Origin of the sequence: Acinetobacter sp. 1424608 (assembly GCF_000588255.1) — a bacterium.
Taxonomy (GTDB): domain Bacteria; phylum Pseudomonadota; class Gammaproteobacteria; order Pseudomonadales; family Moraxellaceae; genus Acinetobacter; species Acinetobacter nosocomialis.
Genome location: NZ_JFXL01000003.1, coordinates 230,599 through 249,167, shown reverse-complemented (window position 1 = coordinate 249,167; position 18,569 = coordinate 230,599). Strand labels below are relative to the sequence as shown.

The 18,569-nt window shown below is 39.7% G+C and carries 16 protein-coding genes; 10 read left to right on the top strand and 6 right to left on the bottom strand.

The window, feature by feature from the left end:
* Nucleotides 1-15: 15 nt before the first annotated feature.
* Nucleotides 16-954, top strand: a complete 939-nt coding sequence (locus J678_RS09245) for a bile acid:sodium symporter family protein (protein WP_031955498.1) — start codon at nt 16-18, stop codon at nt 952-954.
* A 174-nt stretch (nt 955-1,128) separates the two neighbouring features.
* Complete coding sequence (locus J678_RS09240; protein WP_031955500.1) at nt 1,129-2,472, top strand: MATE family efflux transporter; 1,344 nt, start codon at nt 1,129-1,131, stop codon at nt 2,470-2,472.
* Between the two features lie 20 nt (nt 2,473-2,492).
* Here J678_RS09240 and J678_RS09235 read toward each other — a convergent pair whose 3' ends face one another.
* On the bottom strand, nt 2,493-2,963 hold the full coding sequence (locus J678_RS09235; protein ID WP_002053740.1) for a DUF523 domain-containing protein: 471 nt from the start codon (nt 2,961-2,963) through the stop codon (nt 2,493-2,495).
* A gap of 522 nt (nt 2,964-3,485) precedes the next feature.
* Between J678_RS09235 and hppD the strand changes: the two genes are divergently transcribed.
* Entirely contained in the window at nt 3,486-4,541 is a 1,056-nt protein-coding gene (hppD, locus tag J678_RS09230; protein ID WP_002053927.1) for a 4-hydroxyphenylpyruvate dioxygenase, read from the top strand.
* 65 nt (nt 4,542-4,606) lie between these two features.
* Here the strand turns inward: hppD and J678_RS09225 are convergent, their stop codons facing one another.
* From J678_RS09225 to fahA, 4 genes are all read right to left on the bottom strand, one after another.
* Nucleotides 4,607-5,386 (bottom strand): IclR family transcriptional regulator, encoded by a 780-nt coding sequence (locus J678_RS09225; RefSeq protein ID WP_004885016.1) that lies wholly within the window; start codon nt 5,384-5,386, stop codon nt 4,607-4,609.
* 298 nt (nt 5,387-5,684) lie between these two features.
* The gene (locus J678_RS09220; protein WP_004711359.1) at nt 5,685-6,233 is read right to left on the bottom strand and encodes a VOC family protein; all 549 of its coding nucleotides are present in this window, start codon (nt 6,231-6,233) and stop codon (nt 5,685-5,687) included.
* A 16-nt stretch (nt 6,234-6,249) separates the two neighbouring features.
* Nucleotides 6,250-6,882: a maleylacetoacetate isomerase gene (gene maiA, locus J678_RS09215; protein ID WP_006581446.1), complete on the bottom strand. Its 633-nt coding sequence runs from the start codon at nt 6,880-6,882 to the stop codon at nt 6,250-6,252.
* Complete coding sequence (fahA, locus tag J678_RS09210; protein ID WP_031955501.1) at nt 6,869-8,176, bottom strand: fumarylacetoacetase; 1,308 nt, start codon at nt 8,174-8,176, stop codon at nt 6,869-6,871. The genes maiA and fahA overlap by 14 nt, the downstream gene beginning before the upstream one ends.
* A gap of 357 nt (nt 8,177-8,533) precedes the next feature.
* Between fahA and J678_RS09205 the strand changes: the two genes are divergently transcribed.
* The 3 genes from J678_RS09205 to zigA all read left to right on the top strand — a co-directional run bounded on the left by J678_RS09205 (nt 8,534) and on the right by zigA (nt 12,175).
* Nucleotides 8,534-9,922, top strand: a complete 1,389-nt coding sequence (locus tag J678_RS09205; protein WP_031955502.1) for an amino acid permease — start codon at nt 8,534-8,536, stop codon at nt 9,920-9,922.
* 158 nt (nt 9,923-10,080) lie between these two features.
* On the top strand, nt 10,081-10,761 hold the full coding sequence (locus J678_RS09200) for a YcbK family protein (RefSeq protein WP_004711365.1): 681 nt from the start codon (nt 10,081-10,083) through the stop codon (nt 10,759-10,761).
* A gap of 148 nt (nt 10,762-10,909) precedes the next feature.
* A complete protein-coding gene (gene zigA, locus J678_RS09195) occupies nt 10,910-12,175 on the top strand; it encodes a zinc metallochaperone GTPase ZigA (RefSeq protein WP_079377354.1) in 1,266 nt (421 codons plus the stop codon).
* A 34-nt stretch (nt 12,176-12,209) separates the two neighbouring features.
* Here the strand turns inward: zigA and J678_RS09190 are convergent, their stop codons facing one another.
* A complete protein-coding gene (locus J678_RS09190; protein WP_031955509.1) occupies nt 12,210-13,322 on the bottom strand; it encodes an acyltransferase family protein in 1,113 nt (370 codons plus the stop codon).
* Between the two features lie 354 nt (nt 13,323-13,676).
* On the opposite strand from J678_RS09190, the gene hutC reads away from it, so the two are divergent.
* The 4 genes from hutC to hutH all read left to right on the top strand — a co-directional run bounded on the left by hutC (nt 13,677) and on the right by hutH (nt 18,554).
* The gene (hutC, locus tag J678_RS09185; protein WP_002132315.1) at nt 13,677-14,429 is read left to right on the top strand and encodes a histidine utilization repressor; all 753 of its coding nucleotides are present in this window, start codon (nt 13,677-13,679) and stop codon (nt 14,427-14,429) included.
* Nucleotides 14,426-15,001, top strand: a complete 576-nt coding sequence (locus J678_RS09180; RefSeq protein WP_002132439.1) for a HutD family protein — start codon at nt 14,426-14,428, stop codon at nt 14,999-15,001. The genes hutC and J678_RS09180 overlap by 4 nt, the downstream gene beginning before the upstream one ends.
* Before the next feature lie 250 nt (nt 15,002-15,251).
* On the top strand, nt 15,252-16,928 hold the full coding sequence (gene hutU / locus J678_RS09175; RefSeq protein ID WP_006582422.1) for a urocanate hydratase: 1,677 nt from the start codon (nt 15,252-15,254) through the stop codon (nt 16,926-16,928).
* A gap of 87 nt (nt 16,929-17,015) precedes the next feature.
* Entirely contained in the window at nt 17,016-18,554 is a 1,539-nt protein-coding gene (gene hutH, locus J678_RS09170; protein WP_004704779.1) for a histidine ammonia-lyase, read from the top strand.
* Nucleotides 18,555-18,569: the final 15 nt, after the last annotated feature.

Genomic DNA, 18,569 nt, shown 5'->3' with positions numbered 1-18,569 from the left:
ATATGGATGAACAGCATGTCTGCATTATTACGTTTTACTCAATTTGTTCAAAAAACGTTTGCTTTATGGGTCATCGTTTTTGCGGCATTGGCACTCTGGCAACCTGAATTTTTTGTCTGGCTTAAAGCTTATATTCCATGGATCTTGGGCATTATTATGCTCGGCATGGGAATGACCATGACCGTAGACGACTTTAAAGGGGTATTACAAAGCCCTAAAGCGGTGTTGATTGGGGTGGTAGCACAGTTTGTGGTGATGCCGGGTTTGGCATTTGTTCTGTGTAAATTATTTAATTTACCTCCTGAAATCGCAGTTGGGGTTATTTTGGTGGGGTGTTGCCCAGGCGGAACAGCTTCAAACGTGATTACCTACATGGCCAAAGGTAATGTGGCTTTATCGGTCGCTTGTACATCGGTATCAATACTTTTAGCACCTGTATTAACACCTGCTATTTTCTATCTACTTGCTAGCCAATGGTTAAAGATAGATGCAGCTTCGATGTTTATTTCGATTTTACAGGTGGTGTTGCTTCCTATTGTGGTTGGTCTGATTTTAAGAACATGGCTTAAACGTCAAGTCGAATCGTATATTCAAGTCATGCCTTTAGTTTCAGTGATTGCAATTGTTGCTATTGTGGCAGCCATTATTGGCGGCAGTAAAGCAGCTATTTTTCAATCGGGTTTGCTCATTTTGGCGGTAGTGGTATTACATAACGGGCTTGGTTATTTATTAGGTTTTACCGCAGCGCGTTTCTTCAAATTGCCTTATGCAGACAGTAAAGCAATTGCGGTAGAAGTCGGTATGCAAAACTCAGGCTTAGGCGTAGCGCTTGCGGCAGTACATTTTGCGGCTTCTCCGATTACAGCAGTACCGAGTGCTATTTTCAGTCTTTGGCATAATATTTCGGGCCCGGCGCTTGCAACTTATTGGGCAAGTAAACACAAACAGGAATAACTGTATACAACACACATTAAAAAAAGGCCAAACGAATAGTTTGGCTTTTTTATTTAAAGAACATTTTAGGGAGAGCTGAATTTAGAACTGGTATGTCTTTTGCTTTGAATTGATGCATTAAAAATAACGTGAATATCAACATAAATCGCAAAGAAAAAGATAAGGCTTTTTTTGATGAACCAGATTTTTAAATTATTTATACCCATGCTTTCTAGCAATTTAATTGTAGTTTTAAGTGGATTGGTTGATATTGCGTATGTAGGGCATTTTAGCAATGATCATGTCGCCGCATTATCGGTAACCTTATCTTTATATACAGTGATTTATGTCATTGGGATGGGGATTCTGCAAGGTGTGATACTCAAGCTTTCAGAAGCCTATGGTTGCCATGATTTACCGCGTATACGTCAGATTTTTATTCAAGGCATTTGGCTAATGTTATGTTCGGCATTGATCAGTATTGGCCTGCTTTACGTATTCCGTGATTTACCAAAATTATTTGGTGCATCTGAACATGTGGTTTCAATTACTAAAAACTGTATTTGGGCTTTGGTATTTATTTTACCTGCGCATTTACTGATGCGTTTATTTACAGCTTTGTCTCAGGTTACTGAAAATGCACACAAGGTTTTATTATCAGATAGTCTTTTCTTCATTCTTAAAATTATTTTGTCCTATCTTTTAATTTATGGTGTTGCTTCATTTTCAATTCCGCCACTCGGTGCGATAGGAGCTTTATTAGCCACTATTATTGTTCGGTGGTTTATGTTGGCTGTTTATTACCTGTTTTTCTTGGAGAAAGGATACATCTTTATTGAACATCCAGAGCGGTCAGTTGAAGATAGCCGACAAAGTCTGCGTATGATTTTAAAAATAGGGATACCTACCGCGATCATGGCGTTGATGGATGTTGTTGCATTTTGTTCGGTTGCTATTTTAATTTTGCCTTTCGGGAGTGTGGTGTCTGCAGCCCATCAAATTGTCGCGAGTACGGGCGGCTTCATGTTTATTTTTCCTTCCTCAATTGCCTCGGCTTATAGCATTTTGGTGTCGAGGTCTATGGGCAGCGGGAACATGGACGAAGCAAACAAAATTGCCAGACAAAGTATATGGGTAATTATGGCAGTGAGTGGCAGTCTGTCCCTGTGTTTATGGTTGGAACGGGACTTAATTGTCACGTTCTATTCAGATGATTTGGCTGTACAGATTTTGGCAGCATCACTGCTGTTGATTGTCTGCATGTCTCATTTTCTAGATGGCTTAATGTCTTTACTAACCTCTTTGCTGCGTTGTTGGGATGTGTCGATTTTACCCATGCTGATTTTTTTAGTCGTGGTGCTATTTTTCGGATTGGGTGGTGGTTGGTGGATGGCTTATAAAGGGCTGCACTGGGGGAGTCACTCGATTTCTGCAATGGGAATTTATGGTTTTTGGAGTATGGCAGTCATAAGCTATTTAGTAGCTTGTGTATTGAGTGCTTTCTGTTTCCGTTTTAGAAAGCAATTAAGAGGTTTTTGATTAGGTAAATCAACACAACCTTAAAGAGGATGTGTTGTTAACCATTCTTCAATCTCATTTTCAGAAATTACTTCAAAGCCATGGCGCTGTAACAGTGCTGTGGTAATCCCCACACCTGTAATTCTCTCACCTTGAAAAGTACCGTTATAAATTTTTTGGCTACCGCAAGACGGACTATTTTCTTTTAAAACCACGCAAGTTGCTTGTATTTGCCGTGCAATTTCTAAAGTACGGTAGGCGCCTTTTAAATATAGCTCGGTTACATCTAAACCAGATGAATCCGCGATTTTTGCCTTGCCATCAAGTACATCTTGACCTGTTCCTCCCACAATTTCTGCGGGTAGACGAGGGGTGCTAAATCCACCTAATAACTCTGGGCAAAGTGCATGGGCTTTTTTATTTAAAAATAACTGCTGAAGCGTAGTGTGCAAGCAAGAGCGCCCATCGTAGCGTACAGGCTCCCCAATTAAACAGGCACTGATTAAAAGCATGGGTTTTCCGTCATTAGAACTTTAAAAGCCATGTGAGTGTACCCAATGATTTATAAAATATGAAATCTAAAACAAGTACAAACAAATGGCGTAATTTGATTAATAAATTACACAATTCATAATTAAATTATGTATTGCATAATTTAATTGTTTTTAGTAGCATCTGTTTTAAGGTAAATGGCCATTGGAGGACCAACAAGGATGTTGGCCTCCATAAATCTAGGAATAACTTTAGGAAAAGACGATTTTTAAAGGATTATTGAAAAATCTCAATCGTACTTTTAGATAAGAAAGGACAGTGTGTATGGAAAACAAAGACCATATAGAAGGGAAATTAATCATCGGCTTTGCGCTCATTCAATCTTCGTTTTAGTTATTGGTTTTTTTCTCATAGGATGCGTTGGGCTAAGGCATTTTGACGGTTCAAACACTCTCCCAGCAAATACGTATTCTATAGAGAAAGGAGCTGACCAGATCAGCATGAGAAGTAAACGGATCAGGTAATTACCAGAGGGAAACTAGATGGATATTTTAGAGAACCCATTAGAATTATGCGGTTTTGCATTTATTGAGTTTGTTTCAAAAGAAAATGAATTAGATCCAATTTTTGAAACAATCGGCTTTTCAAAAGTAGCCAAGCATAAATCGAAAAAAGCGTACTTATGGCGTCAAGGAAATATCAATATTATCCTGAATTATCAGCCAGAATCTTATGCTTCATTCTTTTTTAATGAGCATGGTCCATCTGCTTGCGCAATGGGATTCAAAACTCGTGATGCGGCAAAAGCTTTTAAAAAGGCTGTTGAACTTGGTGCAGAACCAATGTATTCGAATGTTGGGCCAATGGAGCTTAACATTCCGGCAATTAAAGGTATTGGTGGTATGCCAATCTTCTTAGTTGACCGCGACATTTATGAAAATGACTTTATTTTCTTTGATGATACCCAGCGTAATCCTGAAGGTGCGGGCTTAAAAGAAATTGACCACTTAACTCATAACGTCTACAAAGGCCGTATGGAGTACTGGGCGAACTTCTACGAGAAGATTTTTAACTTCCAAGAAATTCGTTACTTCGACATTAAAGGTGAATATACAGGTTTAACATCTAAAGCATTAACTGCTCCAGATGGCATGATCCGTATTCCTTTAAATGAAGATTCAGACAAAGGTAACGGCCAAATTGCAGAATTCTTAGCTGATTTTAATGGCGAAGGTATTCAGCATATTGCATTTATTTGTGATGACTTAATTTCGACTTGGGATAAGTTAAAAGGCTTGGGTCTGCAATTTATGACTCCACCGCCAAACACGTATTATGAAATGTTGGAAGATCGCTTACCTGAGCATGGCGAGCCGACTGATGAATTAAAACAGCGCGGTATTTTGCTTGATGGTAATACTAAAGATGGTCAGAAGAAGCTTTTATTGCAAATCTTCTCTCAAAATATGATTGGGCCAGTTTTCTTCGAATTTATTCAACGTAAAGATGACGATGGTTTTGGTGAAGGTAACTTCAAGGCATTGTTTGAATCGATTGAACGTGACCAAATCCGCCGTGGTGTTCTCGAAGCAAAATAAGTTTTGCTTTGTCTCTAATCTAAAAAACCAAGAGCAATGCTCTTGGTTTTTTTATAGCTATTGATTTAGCGGCTTTTAATGTATTGATTAATCGAATTAATCTCATTTTTAAGAGTTTCAATAATTTTACTTTGTGGGTCAACGGGTAAAAACATTTCGCTATCAAGCGCCACAATACAAAACTCAATCCCTTGGTTTGAGTTAAATACCGGCAGACCTACAGCGTTAATACCCGTAAGTAAATCACCTTTAGCCGCAGACATTTGTTGCTGGCGAATCGTCTCTTTAAGTTCTAAAAACTCTTCCCAATTATGTGGGGCAATGTTTAGCCCAAGTTCTTGATGTTTTTGCCATTCAGCTTCTAGCAATGGACGAATAAAATGCTCCGGAAGGTAAGAAGCAAATAAACGTCCTGCAGCAGAATTGACTAAAGGCATAATTGAACCGACTTTGGTCACAATCGAAATAGGGTGATTAGATTCAATAGATTGAACCACCACAGGGCCTTTTGGCGACCACTTACTAATTTGAATGCCACAGCCAATTTTGCTTTGTAGGTCGTAAATTAGATGTTGTACCAACTGTAAAGTGTCACTGTGCTGAATGCAGTTTAAGCCTAAACGCCATGCCTGATCGCCTAGAGCATATTGACCGTCTTCAAGCTGTTTGGCGTAATCCATGCGAATTAAGCTCACCAAATAACGGTGTACTTTGGCAGGATGCATCTCAAGCTTACTCGATAAGTCTTTGAGAATAATCGGTTGATTGTGCTCTAAAAGGGCATTTAGTACGGATAAGCCAACTTCAAGTGATTGAACCCCCCCAGATATTTTTTCTTCAATCATTTAAATACCCTTAATTGATTTACTTCAGCAGTTAAACAGTTACGTATAAACATAAATTGGAATTGATGCGATTTACATCATGCCTGAGCCTATAGAAAAATAGAAATCACCTTTTTCTATTAGCGAAATTCACATGTTTAATAATCAACAATTCTTACAAACAACTTCATCTTTCATTTATAGCGTAAATTGATAGAAGTTTAGTAGATTTAAACAATATAAATCGGCATTGATATAGAACAGTTCATTCAAACTATTCCCACCAATGCCGACTTTTAAAACGATTGCTTTGAAAGAATTATGCGCCTAATTCTTCTTCATGCAAGAAATGAGTATGGTGTGGCGCACGTTTGGTTTTGCTCCATTCATCTAACATTTCAGTTTTCATTTCTTCAGTAATTTTTGCAATTTTCTCTTCAGCATGTACATCGTTATAAGTCAGTTCTAAACGATGGCCATTTGGGTCAAAGAAATAAATTGAATGGAAGATACCATGGTTGGTAATACCTAGCACTTTAACGCCGTTGTCTTCTAAATGTTTTTTGGCAGCTAAAAGGGCATTTAAATCTTCAACTTCAAAGGCAATATGTTGTACCCATTGAGGCGTGTTTTCATCTCGGCCCATTTCTGGTTGGGTTGGTAATTCAAAAAATGCCAACACATTGCCCTGACCAGCATCTAGGAATAAATGCATATAAGGATCGAAGGCTTTCGTTGAAGGTACATGGTCTTCAGCAAAAGCTAAGATAAAGTCCATGTTGAGCATTTTTTTATACCACTCAACAGTTTCTTTCGCATCCTTACAGCGATATGCAACGTGATGTATTTTTTTAATGGCAAATGTCATGTTGAAACTCCTTTTACTATTCCCAATCTGGTTGTTGTTCTGGCGCCGCGTTATAGAAGGCTGGGATAGACAAACAATGTTGATAAATTGATTCAATTTTGGGAAACGCAGATAAATCTATCTTGAAGCGTTTCGCGTTATAGACCTGTGGAATGAGGCAGCAATCGGCAATCGTTGCTTCGTGCCCAAAGCAAAACTGTCCATTTGAATCTTGAAGTTGCTGTTCGAGCGTTTGAAAACCTTCAAGAATCCAGTGCTGATACCAGTAATTTTTTTGTTCGTCCGAAACATTTAAGTCATTTTTTAAATATTTCAGCACACGTAAGTTATTTAACGGATGAATATCACAGGCAATTGCCTGTGCAAAAGCACGGATTTTGGCTCTCTCTTTCACATCATTTGGGAGTAATTTGGTTTCCGGATATTGTTCATCTAGATATTCCAAAATACTTAATGACTGTGACAAAGTTAAATCGCCATCTACTAAAGTTGGCACTAAGGCACTGCGATTTAACTTTAAATAGTCTTCACTTTGCTGCTCGTTTTTAACCAAATGAACTGGTGCAGTTTCATAAGCGAGATTTTTAAGGTTGAGGCCAATCCGTACTCTGTAAGCTGCAGAGCTACGAAAGTAACTATACAGCTTCATAGTCTGGCTCCGAAGTTTCTGCAAAATCGAAATTTAATGCAGGAAGTACCGTATTCCGAACTTCACCAAAGCCAACACGAATACCATTTTTCTCACAGTGTCCTTTCATAATGAGCGTATCGCCGTCTTGTAAGAAACCACGAGTTTCACCATTGGCAAGGGTCAAAGGTTTAGTGGTGTTCCAAGTCAGCTCAAGCAAGCTACCATAAGAGTCAGGTGTAGAACCTGAAATGGTACCTGAACCCATTAAATCACCGACCTGAACGTTACAGCCTCCAATGGTGTGGTGAGTCAACTGCTGAGCCATAGACCAATACATATATTTAAAATTAGTACGGCAGATCACATCAGGTTGTGCTGATTTCGGGCTTTGGATTTCAACACTTAAATTAATATCGTAAGTATTGGCGATATTTTCTTGTAAATAAGCAAGTGGCTTCGGTTCTTGTTTCGGACCTTCAACTTTAAATGGCTCAAGAGCTTCAAGTGTGACGACCCAAGGAGAAATCGAACTTGCAAATGTTTTAGCGTTGAAAGGGCCAAGTGGAACATATTCCCATTGTTGGATATCACGTGCTGACCAGTCATTTAGCAAAACCATGCCAAAAATATGATCCCATGCATCTTCAATTGCAATTGGCTGGCCTAATTGAGTTGGTTTGCCCACAATAAATGCAGTCTCAAGTTCAAAATCGAGTTTGCGAGTTGCTGAGAAAACCGGACGTTCTTCATTTGGAAGCTTAATCTGACCAGAAGGGCGTACGACGTGAGTTCCACTGACCACAACAGAGCTAGCACGGCCGTTATAACCAACAGGCAACTCGCTCCAGTTTGGAAGCAAAGCATTTTTAGGGTCACGGAACATACAGCCCACATTAGTTGCATGTTCTTTAGAAGAATAAAAATCGGTATAGCCAGGAACTTGGACAGGCAAATGTAAAGTCACGCTGTCTTGCTTAACTAAAACTTCCTGACGTAATACTTCATTTTCTTGAAGCGTTGAGTTTTCAACTGAAAGAAGAGACTGTAGCGTTTTACGAACTTTAGACCAGTTGGCTTTGCCAGATTCAATAAATTTATTGAGTGTAGATTGGTTAAAGTATGTGTCTTGATCTGAAAGTTTTAAAAGACCATGCTTTTCAAGAGCAGCGAGATCAATCACCCAATCACCGATAGCTACACCGACCTGACGCTCGCCTTCGGCTGTTCTACTAAAAATACCATAAGGCAAATTATGAATAGTGAAATCAGATTGAGGTGAAACTTCAATAAAAGAGTTTAGTTTTTGTTCCATTTTCGCTTCCTTGTCTTCATCTCGCGTCTTATACAAATAAAAGTTCGGTCTAGGGACTGAGCTACTCAGTAAGTTTTAACCTTTATTGAGGTCATTTTTTACTTATGAGTTTGATAGAGACCGAGAACAACCAATTACTTCATGGTTCTTATAATACTGAATTCATAAAATTACGCAATACATAATTTGATTACACATTGCATAATAATTGTTATTTCTTGCATTTTCTGTTTTCATGCGCGGTTGTGAGAAAAGTAACGCAATTATTTTTTCATCAATCCCTATGAAAATCTGATCAATTTATGATATACGTAATTTATTGGAAAAAAATTACGTGACAAGGATGAGAATAATCATATGTCAACACAAGAGCAAGGAAACCTGAAACACGGTTTGAGTAATCGTCACATCCAGCTGATTGCATTGGGTGGAGCGATTGGTACAGGGCTGTTTCTTGGTATATCACAATCGATTAAATTGGCAGGTCCATCGGTAATCTTGGGTTATGCGATTGCCGGATTTATTGCTTTTTTAATGATGCGCCAGCTCGGTGAAATGGTGGTCGAAGAGCCAGTAAGTGGTTCGTTTAGTCATTTTGCTTATAAATATTGGGGACCTTTTGCAGGCTTCATGTCAGGATGGAACTACTGGGTACTCAACGTACTGGTATGTATGGCAGAGTTAAGTGCAATTGGTCTTTATATTCAATATTGGTGGCCGCAAATCCCAACGTGGGCATCCGCTCTAACGTTCTTTATTCTCATTAATGGTATTAATTTGCTGCATGTTAAGTTTTTTGGCGAAATGGAATTTTGGTTTTCCATTGTCAAAATCTTAGCTATTTTAGCTATGATCGGTTTCGGCTCGTATTTACTTGCAACCGGTACAGCAGGGCCACAGGCCAGCATTTCAAACCTTTGGGCATTGGGTGGTTTCTTCCCATTTGGCATTAAAGGTTTGGTCATGGCAATGGCGGTGATTATTTTTGCTTTTGGTGGTATCGAGCTTTTTGGTATTACTGCGGCAGAAGCACGAGACCCAGATAAAACCTTACCTAAAGCGGTAAATCAGATTATCTATCGTATTTTGATTTTCTATATTGCAACGCTTCTTGTTTTATTCTCATTATTCCCTTGGAATCAAATGGCACAAGGTGGCAGTCCTTTTGTAATGGTGTTTGCTTCTTTAGACAGCCAAGGTGTTGCGACTTTACTTAACTTCGTGATTTTGACTGCTGCGGTTTCAGTTTATAACGGTACAAGCTATTGCAGTAGCCGTATGTTGTTAGGCCTTGCTCAGCAAGGAAATGCACCAAAAGTATTTGCACGTATTAATAAACGCGGTATCCCAACCAATGCAGTGATCCTTTCTGCGGCAGTCACTATTTTATGTGTGTTGTTAAATTACATTTTCCCTGAAAAAGCATTTGGTTTGCTCATGATGCTTGTGGTTGCAGCGATTGTGATTAACTGGGTGGTAATTTCATGGACACATTTAAAATTCCGTAAGTTTATGATGCGCCAAGGTCAAACTACGAAATTCCCAAGCTTCATGTATCCATTTAGCAACTATCTCTGCATGGTATTTATGCTTGGAATTTTAGTTGTCATGTCGCTAACGCCAGATATGCGTGTGGCTGTGATGATGATTCCAGGATGGATTTTGTGCTTAATGGTGGCTTATCAATTTAAACGCCGTAAGTTAAAAGCTGATCAGCCTGTACATGCTTTAGAAGCAGATATGTAATCAGGTCTGAGTTAGAAACTAAAAAGGACGTATTAATACGTCCTTTTTAGTTTCTAAAATTTACAACAGAAATTAAAGGACTTTGTAATTGTTATATTATAACATCTGTTGAATGAATAACTAAGGCTTCCCGATGTTGAGGGAGGAACAACATATTTATGAAATATTCCTATTTAGGTTTAATCTTACTTTCTCTTACCGCGTGTACGACTCAAACACCTAAGCCAACGGTTTCTAAGCATCCTCACTCTTTGCCTCAGCCATCTAAAACAGTGGTAAGAATAAAACAACAACCCGAAGATTATATTGCTTGGATTGCAACCGCAGATCATGCGCAGTCTGTACAAGCTTATAAGCAATTTCTTAAGCAAAAAGGGCTTGCCAATTTAGTTCCAGATTATGAGTTATTGCGTTCAGCTCGTGACTGGCAAAAATGTGGAGTGGAGCCTTATGCAGTGCCACCACGCGAGATTTGGTCCAATATTGTACCAACGCTTAGTATCTTAAAAGCATTGGTTGACGATGGTGTAATTAACGATTTTGAAGTGACATCGGCCTATCGAGCTTTATCTTTAAACCGCTGTGCAGGTGGGGCGGATGCTTCCCGACATGTCTTTAATGCAGCGCTTGATTTTCGAATTGGACCAGAACAGCCTAGCGACTTAGACCAGTTCAATATTCAACAAACCAAAACTAAACTTTGTCAGTTCTGGGAAACCAAAGGACAAGCACTTAACATGGGTCTTGGTGTTTATGCCTCGGGACAAATTCATATTGATAGCCAAGGATTCCGTTCATGGGGACCTGACCATCACTACAGAACCTCGATTTGTCAGTGACTATAAAAGCAATTTTTTCAAAGACTAAGTAAATTGGCTTAGATAAAACTGGAATAAAAACTTGATCAATAGTTATGTTATAACATAACATTAATAGGGTTTAGAAATAGGTTACGCCTGTGATCTGGCCATATTTAATTGGCCAGCCATGATCAGTTTAAATATTATTCAAAGAGATCAAGCCATGCACACTGCAATCGCCAACTCATTTGCCAAGCTTCCTGTTACCGTTTTATCTGGCTTTTTGGGTGCAGGAAAGACCACATTACTCAATCATATTTTAAATAATCGTGAAGGCCGCCGTATTGCCGTGATTGTTAATGATATGTCTGAGGTAAATATTGATGCAGCATTAGTACGTGAAGGTGGGGCAGAGCTTTCAAGAACAGATGAAAAACTGGTTGAAATGAGTAACGGCTGTATCTGTTGCACGCTACGAGAAGATTTACTGGTTGAGGTGAGACGCTTAGCCGATGAAGGGCGCTTTGACCAATTGGTGATTGAGTCAACGGGTATTTCAGAACCATTACCAGTAGCAGAAACTTTTACCTTTGAAGATGAAGATGGAAACTCTCTCAATGAGTTTGCTCGACTTGATACTATGGTCACGGTAGTCGATGCTTTTAACTTTCTTAAAGATTACAGTTCAGTTGATTCACTGCAACAACGTGGTGAGTCATTAGGCGAGCAAGATGAGAGAACTGTGGTCGATTTGCTTATTGATCAGATTGAGTTTTGTGATGTGATTGTGCTGAATAAAGTTGATTTGATTGATCAGGCGCAGCAAGACCAGCTTATCGCCATTTTAAAAACTCTAAACCCGCGTGCTCGAATTGAAATTGCTCAATTTGGAAAAATTGCCTTAGATAAAATCTTAAATACACAGCTATTTGATTTTGATGAAGCCGCGCAAGCACCGGGCTGGTTAAAAGAGTTACGCGGCGAGCATACACCTGAAACTGAAGAGTACGGAATCAGTAGCTTTGTTTATCGTGCGCGTCGACCTTTCCATCCAGAGCGTTTTTATGATTTGGTGCAGGCTGAATGGCCGGGAGTCGTGCGTTCAAAAGGCTTTTTCTGGTTGGCTGCTGACCCTACCTTGGCTTATTCATGGTCACAAGCGGGTGCAATGGCTCGACACGGTTTAGCAGGTTATTGGTGGGCAGCGGTTGCGGAAGAAGACTGGCCGAGTGACCTCGCCAGTATTGAACAAATTAAGAAAAACTGGGACGCTCGCACAGGTGATGCGCGTCAGGAACTGGTTTTAATTGGTATACAAATGGATGAGCAAGCCTTAATAGAACGCTTAGATCGTTGCTTGCTAAACGATGAAGAAATGGCTTTAGGACCACAAGCTTGGCAGAACTGGTCGAACCCTTTTAAGCAAGATGATGAAACTATGTTGATTGCTTAATAAAATAAAGCCCCTATTTTAAAGGGGCTTTATTTTATGATTTATCTTTAATAAAAATCCTTCGAATATAGCTGTTAAGCGGTGTCGAATAATATTTTTCAATCGCAGCGCTAATAACAAAAGTTAGAACTAGATAGCCAATTAAAAGCATAATTTTGATGCTAGCGTCGGTTTGAGCCGGAACAAAAGCAACTTTCATAAGACCTAGTACTACCAGATGGAACAGATAAGTCTCATAACTTCGTTGTCCCAACCAGACCATCACTTTGGTCAATAGGTTATGTGCTTGCGTTTCGGAAGGATGTTGAAAACACAAAATCAGTAAGCCTGTAGCAAAAGCAAATAAACTAATACCCCATGTACTCACTTCTTTAATTGGCGCATATAAATATAGAGCGGTCATACCTAAAATAATTAGCCATGAAAGAAGTTTTTTATAAGTCCAGTTTGGTCGATATGTATGAGAAAAAATGGCAGTTAAACAGCCCACCGCTATACCATCAAAACTTGAAAAATAATGATATAAATAAGCGCCGCTTTCTTCTCCAAAATGCAGAGATCTAAAATAAGGCCCATATAAAATGACTCCAATTAGCACAGCAATAAAGACCTTATTACTGCGCGTGAGTAGACACAATAATGGAAAAACAAAATAAAAAACTTCTTCCACAGAGAGCGACCACAGCACGCCCAAAGCGTAGTTTACCCAACCGAATTTAATAATCAGGATATTCATCCAGAAGGTTAAAGCTGCAAATATGGTTAAAGGATAAGAGACTTCAATGCCATTCGGTGCTTGGTTCATAAAGGGTTTTAAGTCAAATGAACCGAGTATGCTTACACCTAAAATGAGTAATACCAGACACGGTAAAATACGCGCTGCCCGTCGGATATAAAAATGCTTGAGGTTAATTGCAGAAAATTTTTTGTCTCGTTTTAAAGTGTGATGGGTAATTAAAAAACCCGAAATCACAAAAAACATGGTGACACCATAGTTTCCATTTCTTGCGATGACTGTGCTAAATGCTTCACCTAAAAAATCAAAACCTAACCATGTATCTTTGAGTTTATAGGGAATATTAAAATGATGTAAAAGAACCAATAGGATAGACATTCCTCGAAGAATATCTATTTTATAATTACGCATTCGATGTGCTTCCAGCTTTATTAATATACTGTGTGGCAGCAGAATACTATTGATCAGTTATTTTAAATAAAAATTTTACGCATCATTTCGTAAACTAAAAAAGACTACATTTTTGCTTCTTTGAATTGAGCTAAGGCATAGCAGAAATAACTATTAAATAAATATTGATAAAGCCTTTATATATTTGAATTTCTCTACATAAAACTTTAAATTAGCTTTTACCGAACTATGTTTATTTTTTAGACTTCTTAAAATATATTTAATTCATAAATTAACATGTTGTATGTGGTTGTATATACATAGCATGTCAACTAAAATACCTTTTTGCCTGCTGCCTTTTTTGAGTAATTAGTTATGCCCAGAACATCAAAACAAGAACATACTGAGCTTTCAATTGAAGCTGATAGTCCAGTTCCTTTATATCAACGCGTAAAACAGCTGATTTCACAAAAGATTTATGAAGGTACTTGGGCTGTAAATAAAAAAATTCCTTCGGAAAGTGAACTCGTTAATCAACTCGGTTGTAGCCGTATGACGGTAAACCGTGCGCTACGTGAATTAACGACTGAGGGTTTGCTCGTTCGAATTCAGGGCGTTGGTTCTTTCGTTGCTGAAGGGCAAGGCCGAACTGCACTTTTTCAAATTAATAATATCGCCGATGAGATTATCGCACGAAACCATAAGCACCACGCTGAAGTTTTAGTCTTAGAACAAATTTATGCAAATGCAGAGCAAAGCGTGTTAATGCAAACTCGCGAAGGTCAAAGATTATTTCACTCGATTATTGTGCATTATGAAAATGATGTACCTGTTCAGGTCGAAGATCGTTTAGTCGATGCAGCGCTGATTCCAGATTATTTAGAACAAGATTTTAAAACCATTACGCCGAATGCTTATCTCATGGCGAAAGCGCCAGTGACGGAAGGTGAACACATTGTTGAGGCGGTTTTAGCATCTGCTCAAGAGTGTAAATGGTTGAAGATTACTAAAGCTGAACCGTGTTTACTGATCCGTCGCCGTACATGGTCAAACAAACAACTCATTTCAAGTGCACGTCTGATTTATCCAGGTAGCCGTTATTATCTCGAAGGGAAATTTAATCCATGATTGAATTGATCAGGGCCGATCAATATACAAAAATGCTTTGGAAAAACGGTGCGGGTTTCACTTTAGAAATTGCCAGAAGCCAAGGTGAAGCCGATTTCGATTGGCGCATTTCGATGGCAGATGTAACCACTTCCGGACCATTTTCGTTATTTCCCAATAAGCAGCGCATTATTAGCGTCCTCGATGGACAGGGCATAGTACTGTATGTCGATGAGCTTCCTGCCAAAACGCTAAACCAAGGCGATATTTTTGCTTTTCATGGTGAGAGTCAGGTTCAAAGTGAACTTGTAAATGGGGCAATTCGAGATTTAAATTTAATTTATGATCCTGCAAAGTTTCATGCCCGTTTTCAGTGGTTGAATGATGCAGCGGAGCAGGCATTTATAAGTTCGGCAGATCTGATTTTCATTTTTAATCAGGGTAGTGAAACACAAGTAAATGTGAATGATCATTCCGTTCAGATTGCTGCTCATGAGACATTAAAAATTGAGAAAAAATCTGGCGTGACATCGATCAACTTTCCTAAAAAACAACTCAAAAGCTGCTATGTCATTGAGTTAATTCAGCTATAAAAAGACATCATTTACGTCTTAAAAAGTACATGTCTTCTTAGAGGATATGTACTTTTTTATGCTCAATATAAAAATAAATTAATTTAATTCATAAACTTATTTAATTTTTTTAAAAAAATATGAGTCACCCTCTTCACGCCGAAAAATATTTGTGTAGTATATGGATGTATATACAAGTTAATACATTACTATACAAATGCAGAAACAAGTGATGTTCTGCTGATGTAAGCTCAAAGGAAGGAGTCCGACTGTGACAACAACGACAACAAAATTTCGTGATGTAGAAATTCGTGCACCACGCGGCACTGAATTAACGGCTAAGAGTTGGTTAACTGAAGCCCCATTACGTATGTTGATGAATAACCTTGATCCGGACGTTGCAGAAAACCCGAAAGAGTTAGTTGTATACGGTGGTATTGGTCGTGCAGCACGAAACTGGGAATGTTTCGACAAAATTGTAGATACGCTAAAAAATCTTGAAACTGACGAAACTTTATTGGTTCAATCAGGCAAACCAGTTGGTGTGTTTAAAACTCATAAAGATGCACCACGCGTTTTAATTGCAAACTCAAACCTTGTACCGCACTGGGCAAACTGGGAACACTTTAACGAATTAGACGCTAAAGCTTTGGCAATGTATGGTCAAATGACAGCAGGTTCATGGATCTACATTGGTAGCCAAGGCATTGTGCAGGGTACTTATGAAACTTTCGTTGAGGCAGGCCGCCAACACTACAACGGTGACTTAAAAGGTCGTTGGGTTCTTACTGCTGGTTTAGGTGGTATGGGTGGTGCTCAGCCTCTAGCTGCAACACTTGCAGGTGCGTGTTCTTTAAACATTGAATGCCAACAAGCAAGTATCGATTTCCGTTTACGTACCCGTTATGTAGACGAACAAGCGACTGATTTAGATGATGCTTTAGCGCGTATTGACCGCTATACAAAAGAAGGTAAAGCAATTTCCATTGCGCTTCATGGTAATGCTGCTGAAATTTTACCTGAGCTTGTTCGCCGTGGTGTGCGTCCAGACATGGTGACAGACCAAACAAGTGCACACGATCCACTTAATGGCTACTTACCAGTAGGTTGGACTTGGGACGAATATCGTGCACGTGCGAAAACTGAACCAGAAGCTGTGGTAAAAGCTGCAAAACAGTCGATGGCGAAGCACGTACAAGCGATGCTTGATTTCCAGAAAATGGGTGTTCCAACATTTGACTATGGCAATAACATCCGTCAAATGGCGAAAGATGAAGGCGTAGCAAACGCTTTTGATTTCCCAGGCTTCGTACCTGCTTACATCCGTCCATTGTTCTGCCGTGGTATTGGTCCATTCCGTTGGGCTGCGCTTTCTGGTGACCCAGAAGACATTTATAAAACAGATGCCAAAGTTAAAGAGTTAATTCCTGATGATGAACATTTACATCACTGGTTAGACATGGCTCGTGAACGCATTAGCTTCCAAGGCTTACCAGCGCGTATTTGCTGGGTAGGTTTGGGCTTACGTGCAAAACTTGGTTTGGCATTTAACGAAATGGTTCGTAGCGGTGAATTGTCTGCACCAGTTGTGATTGGTCGTGACCACTTGGACTCAGGTTCGGTTGCAAGTCCTAACCGTGAAACTGAAGCAATGCAAGACGGTTCAGACGCAGTATCAGACTGGCCTTTATTAAATGCGTTGTTAAATACAGCAGGCGGCGCAACTTGGGTGTCTTTACATCACGGTGGTGGTGTAGGTATGGGCTTCTCTCAACACTCAGGCGTTGTGATTGTGTGTGATGGTACAGATGAAGCTGCTGCACGTATTGCTCGCGTACTGACTAATGACCCTGCAACAGGTGTTATGCGTCATGCCGATGCAGGTTATGAAATTGCGATTAACTGTGCCAAAGAGCAAGGCTTACACTTGCCAATGATCACGCAATAAAAATACATGGAAGAACTAGCGGTGCTTTTTGCAATTGTGAAAAGCACCGTCTCAGCAGAATATAGTGCAAAAAATTAGGAAGCCAACATGGAATTACTTATCCAACCGGGAAAACTGACCTTAGCCGATTTACGTCAAGCGTACCTCAACCCGATCAAAGTTAAATTGGATGAAAGTGCTTCATCTGCAATTGATGCAAGCGTGGCTTGCGTTGAGAAAATTGTAAATGAAGGGCGTACAGCTTACGGTATTAACACAGGCTTTGGCTTACTCGCGTCAACCAAAATTGCTCCTGAAGATTTAGAAAAGTTACAACGTTCATTGGTTCTGTCACATGCAGCAGGTGTAGGTGAAGCACTTGATGATGCAATGGTTCGTTTAATTATTCTGTTAAAAGCAAATAGCTTGGCGCGTGGTTTCTCAGGTATCCGTCGTAAAGTCATTGATGCTTTGTTGGCCTTAATTAATGCTGAAGTTTACCCACACATTCCACTGAAAGGTTCAGTAGGTGCTTCAGGTGACTTGGCACCACTTGCACACATGTCTTTAGTTTTACTGGGCGAAGGTAAGGCACGCTATAAGGGCGAATGGTTACCAGCTGTTGAAGCTTTAAAAGTTGCAGGTTTAGAACCAATTTCTTTAGCTGCTAAAGAAGGTTTGGCACTTTTAAACGGTACACAAGTGTCAACTGCTTATGCGTTACGTGGCTTGTTTGAAGCTGAAGACTTGTTTGCTGCTGCAACGGTTTGTGGTGGCTTAAGTGTTGAAGCAATGTTGGGTTCACGTGCACCATTTGATGCGCGTATTCACGAAGTACGTGGCCAACGTGGTCAAATTGATGTAGCTGCGGCTTATCGTGACCTATTAACTGACTCAAGTGAAATTGCACATTCACATGAAGACTGTAGCAAAGTTCAAGACCCATACTCTTTACGTTGCCAGCCACAGGTCATGGGTGCATGTTTAACCCAAATCCGTCAGGCTGCTGAAGTATTAGAAATTGAAGCAAATGCTGTATCAGATAACCCGCTTGTTTTTGCTGAACAAGGTGACGTGATTTCTGGTGGTAACTTCCATGCAGAGCCTGTTGCAATGGCGGCAGATAATTTAGCATTGGCGATTGCTGAAATTGGCTCACTGTCTGAACGTCGTATTTCGATGATGATGGACCGCCACATGTCACAACTTCCACCATTCTTGGTTGCAAATGGCGGTGTTAACTCAGGCTTTATGATTGCACAAGTGACAGCTGCTGCACTCGCGAGCGATAATAAAGCACTTGCACATCCTGCAAGCGTTGATAGTTTACCAACGTCTGCCAATCAGGAAGACCACGTATCGATGGCTCCGAATGCTGGTAAGCGTCTTTGGTACATGGCTGACAACGTTCGTGGCATTTTAGCTGTTGAATGGTTAGGCGCTTGTCAGGGTTTAGACTTCCGTGAAGGTTTAAAAAGCTCGCCTAAACTTGAACAAGCTCGTAAAATCTTGCGCGATCAAGTTCCTTACTACAGCGAAGATCGTTTCTTTGCTCCGGATATCGAACAGGCTAGTGAATTGCTTGCGAGTGGTTGCCTAAACAAGTTACTCATTCCAAAACTACTCCCTAGTTTATCTGAAGTGTGATTGATAAAACGGTCA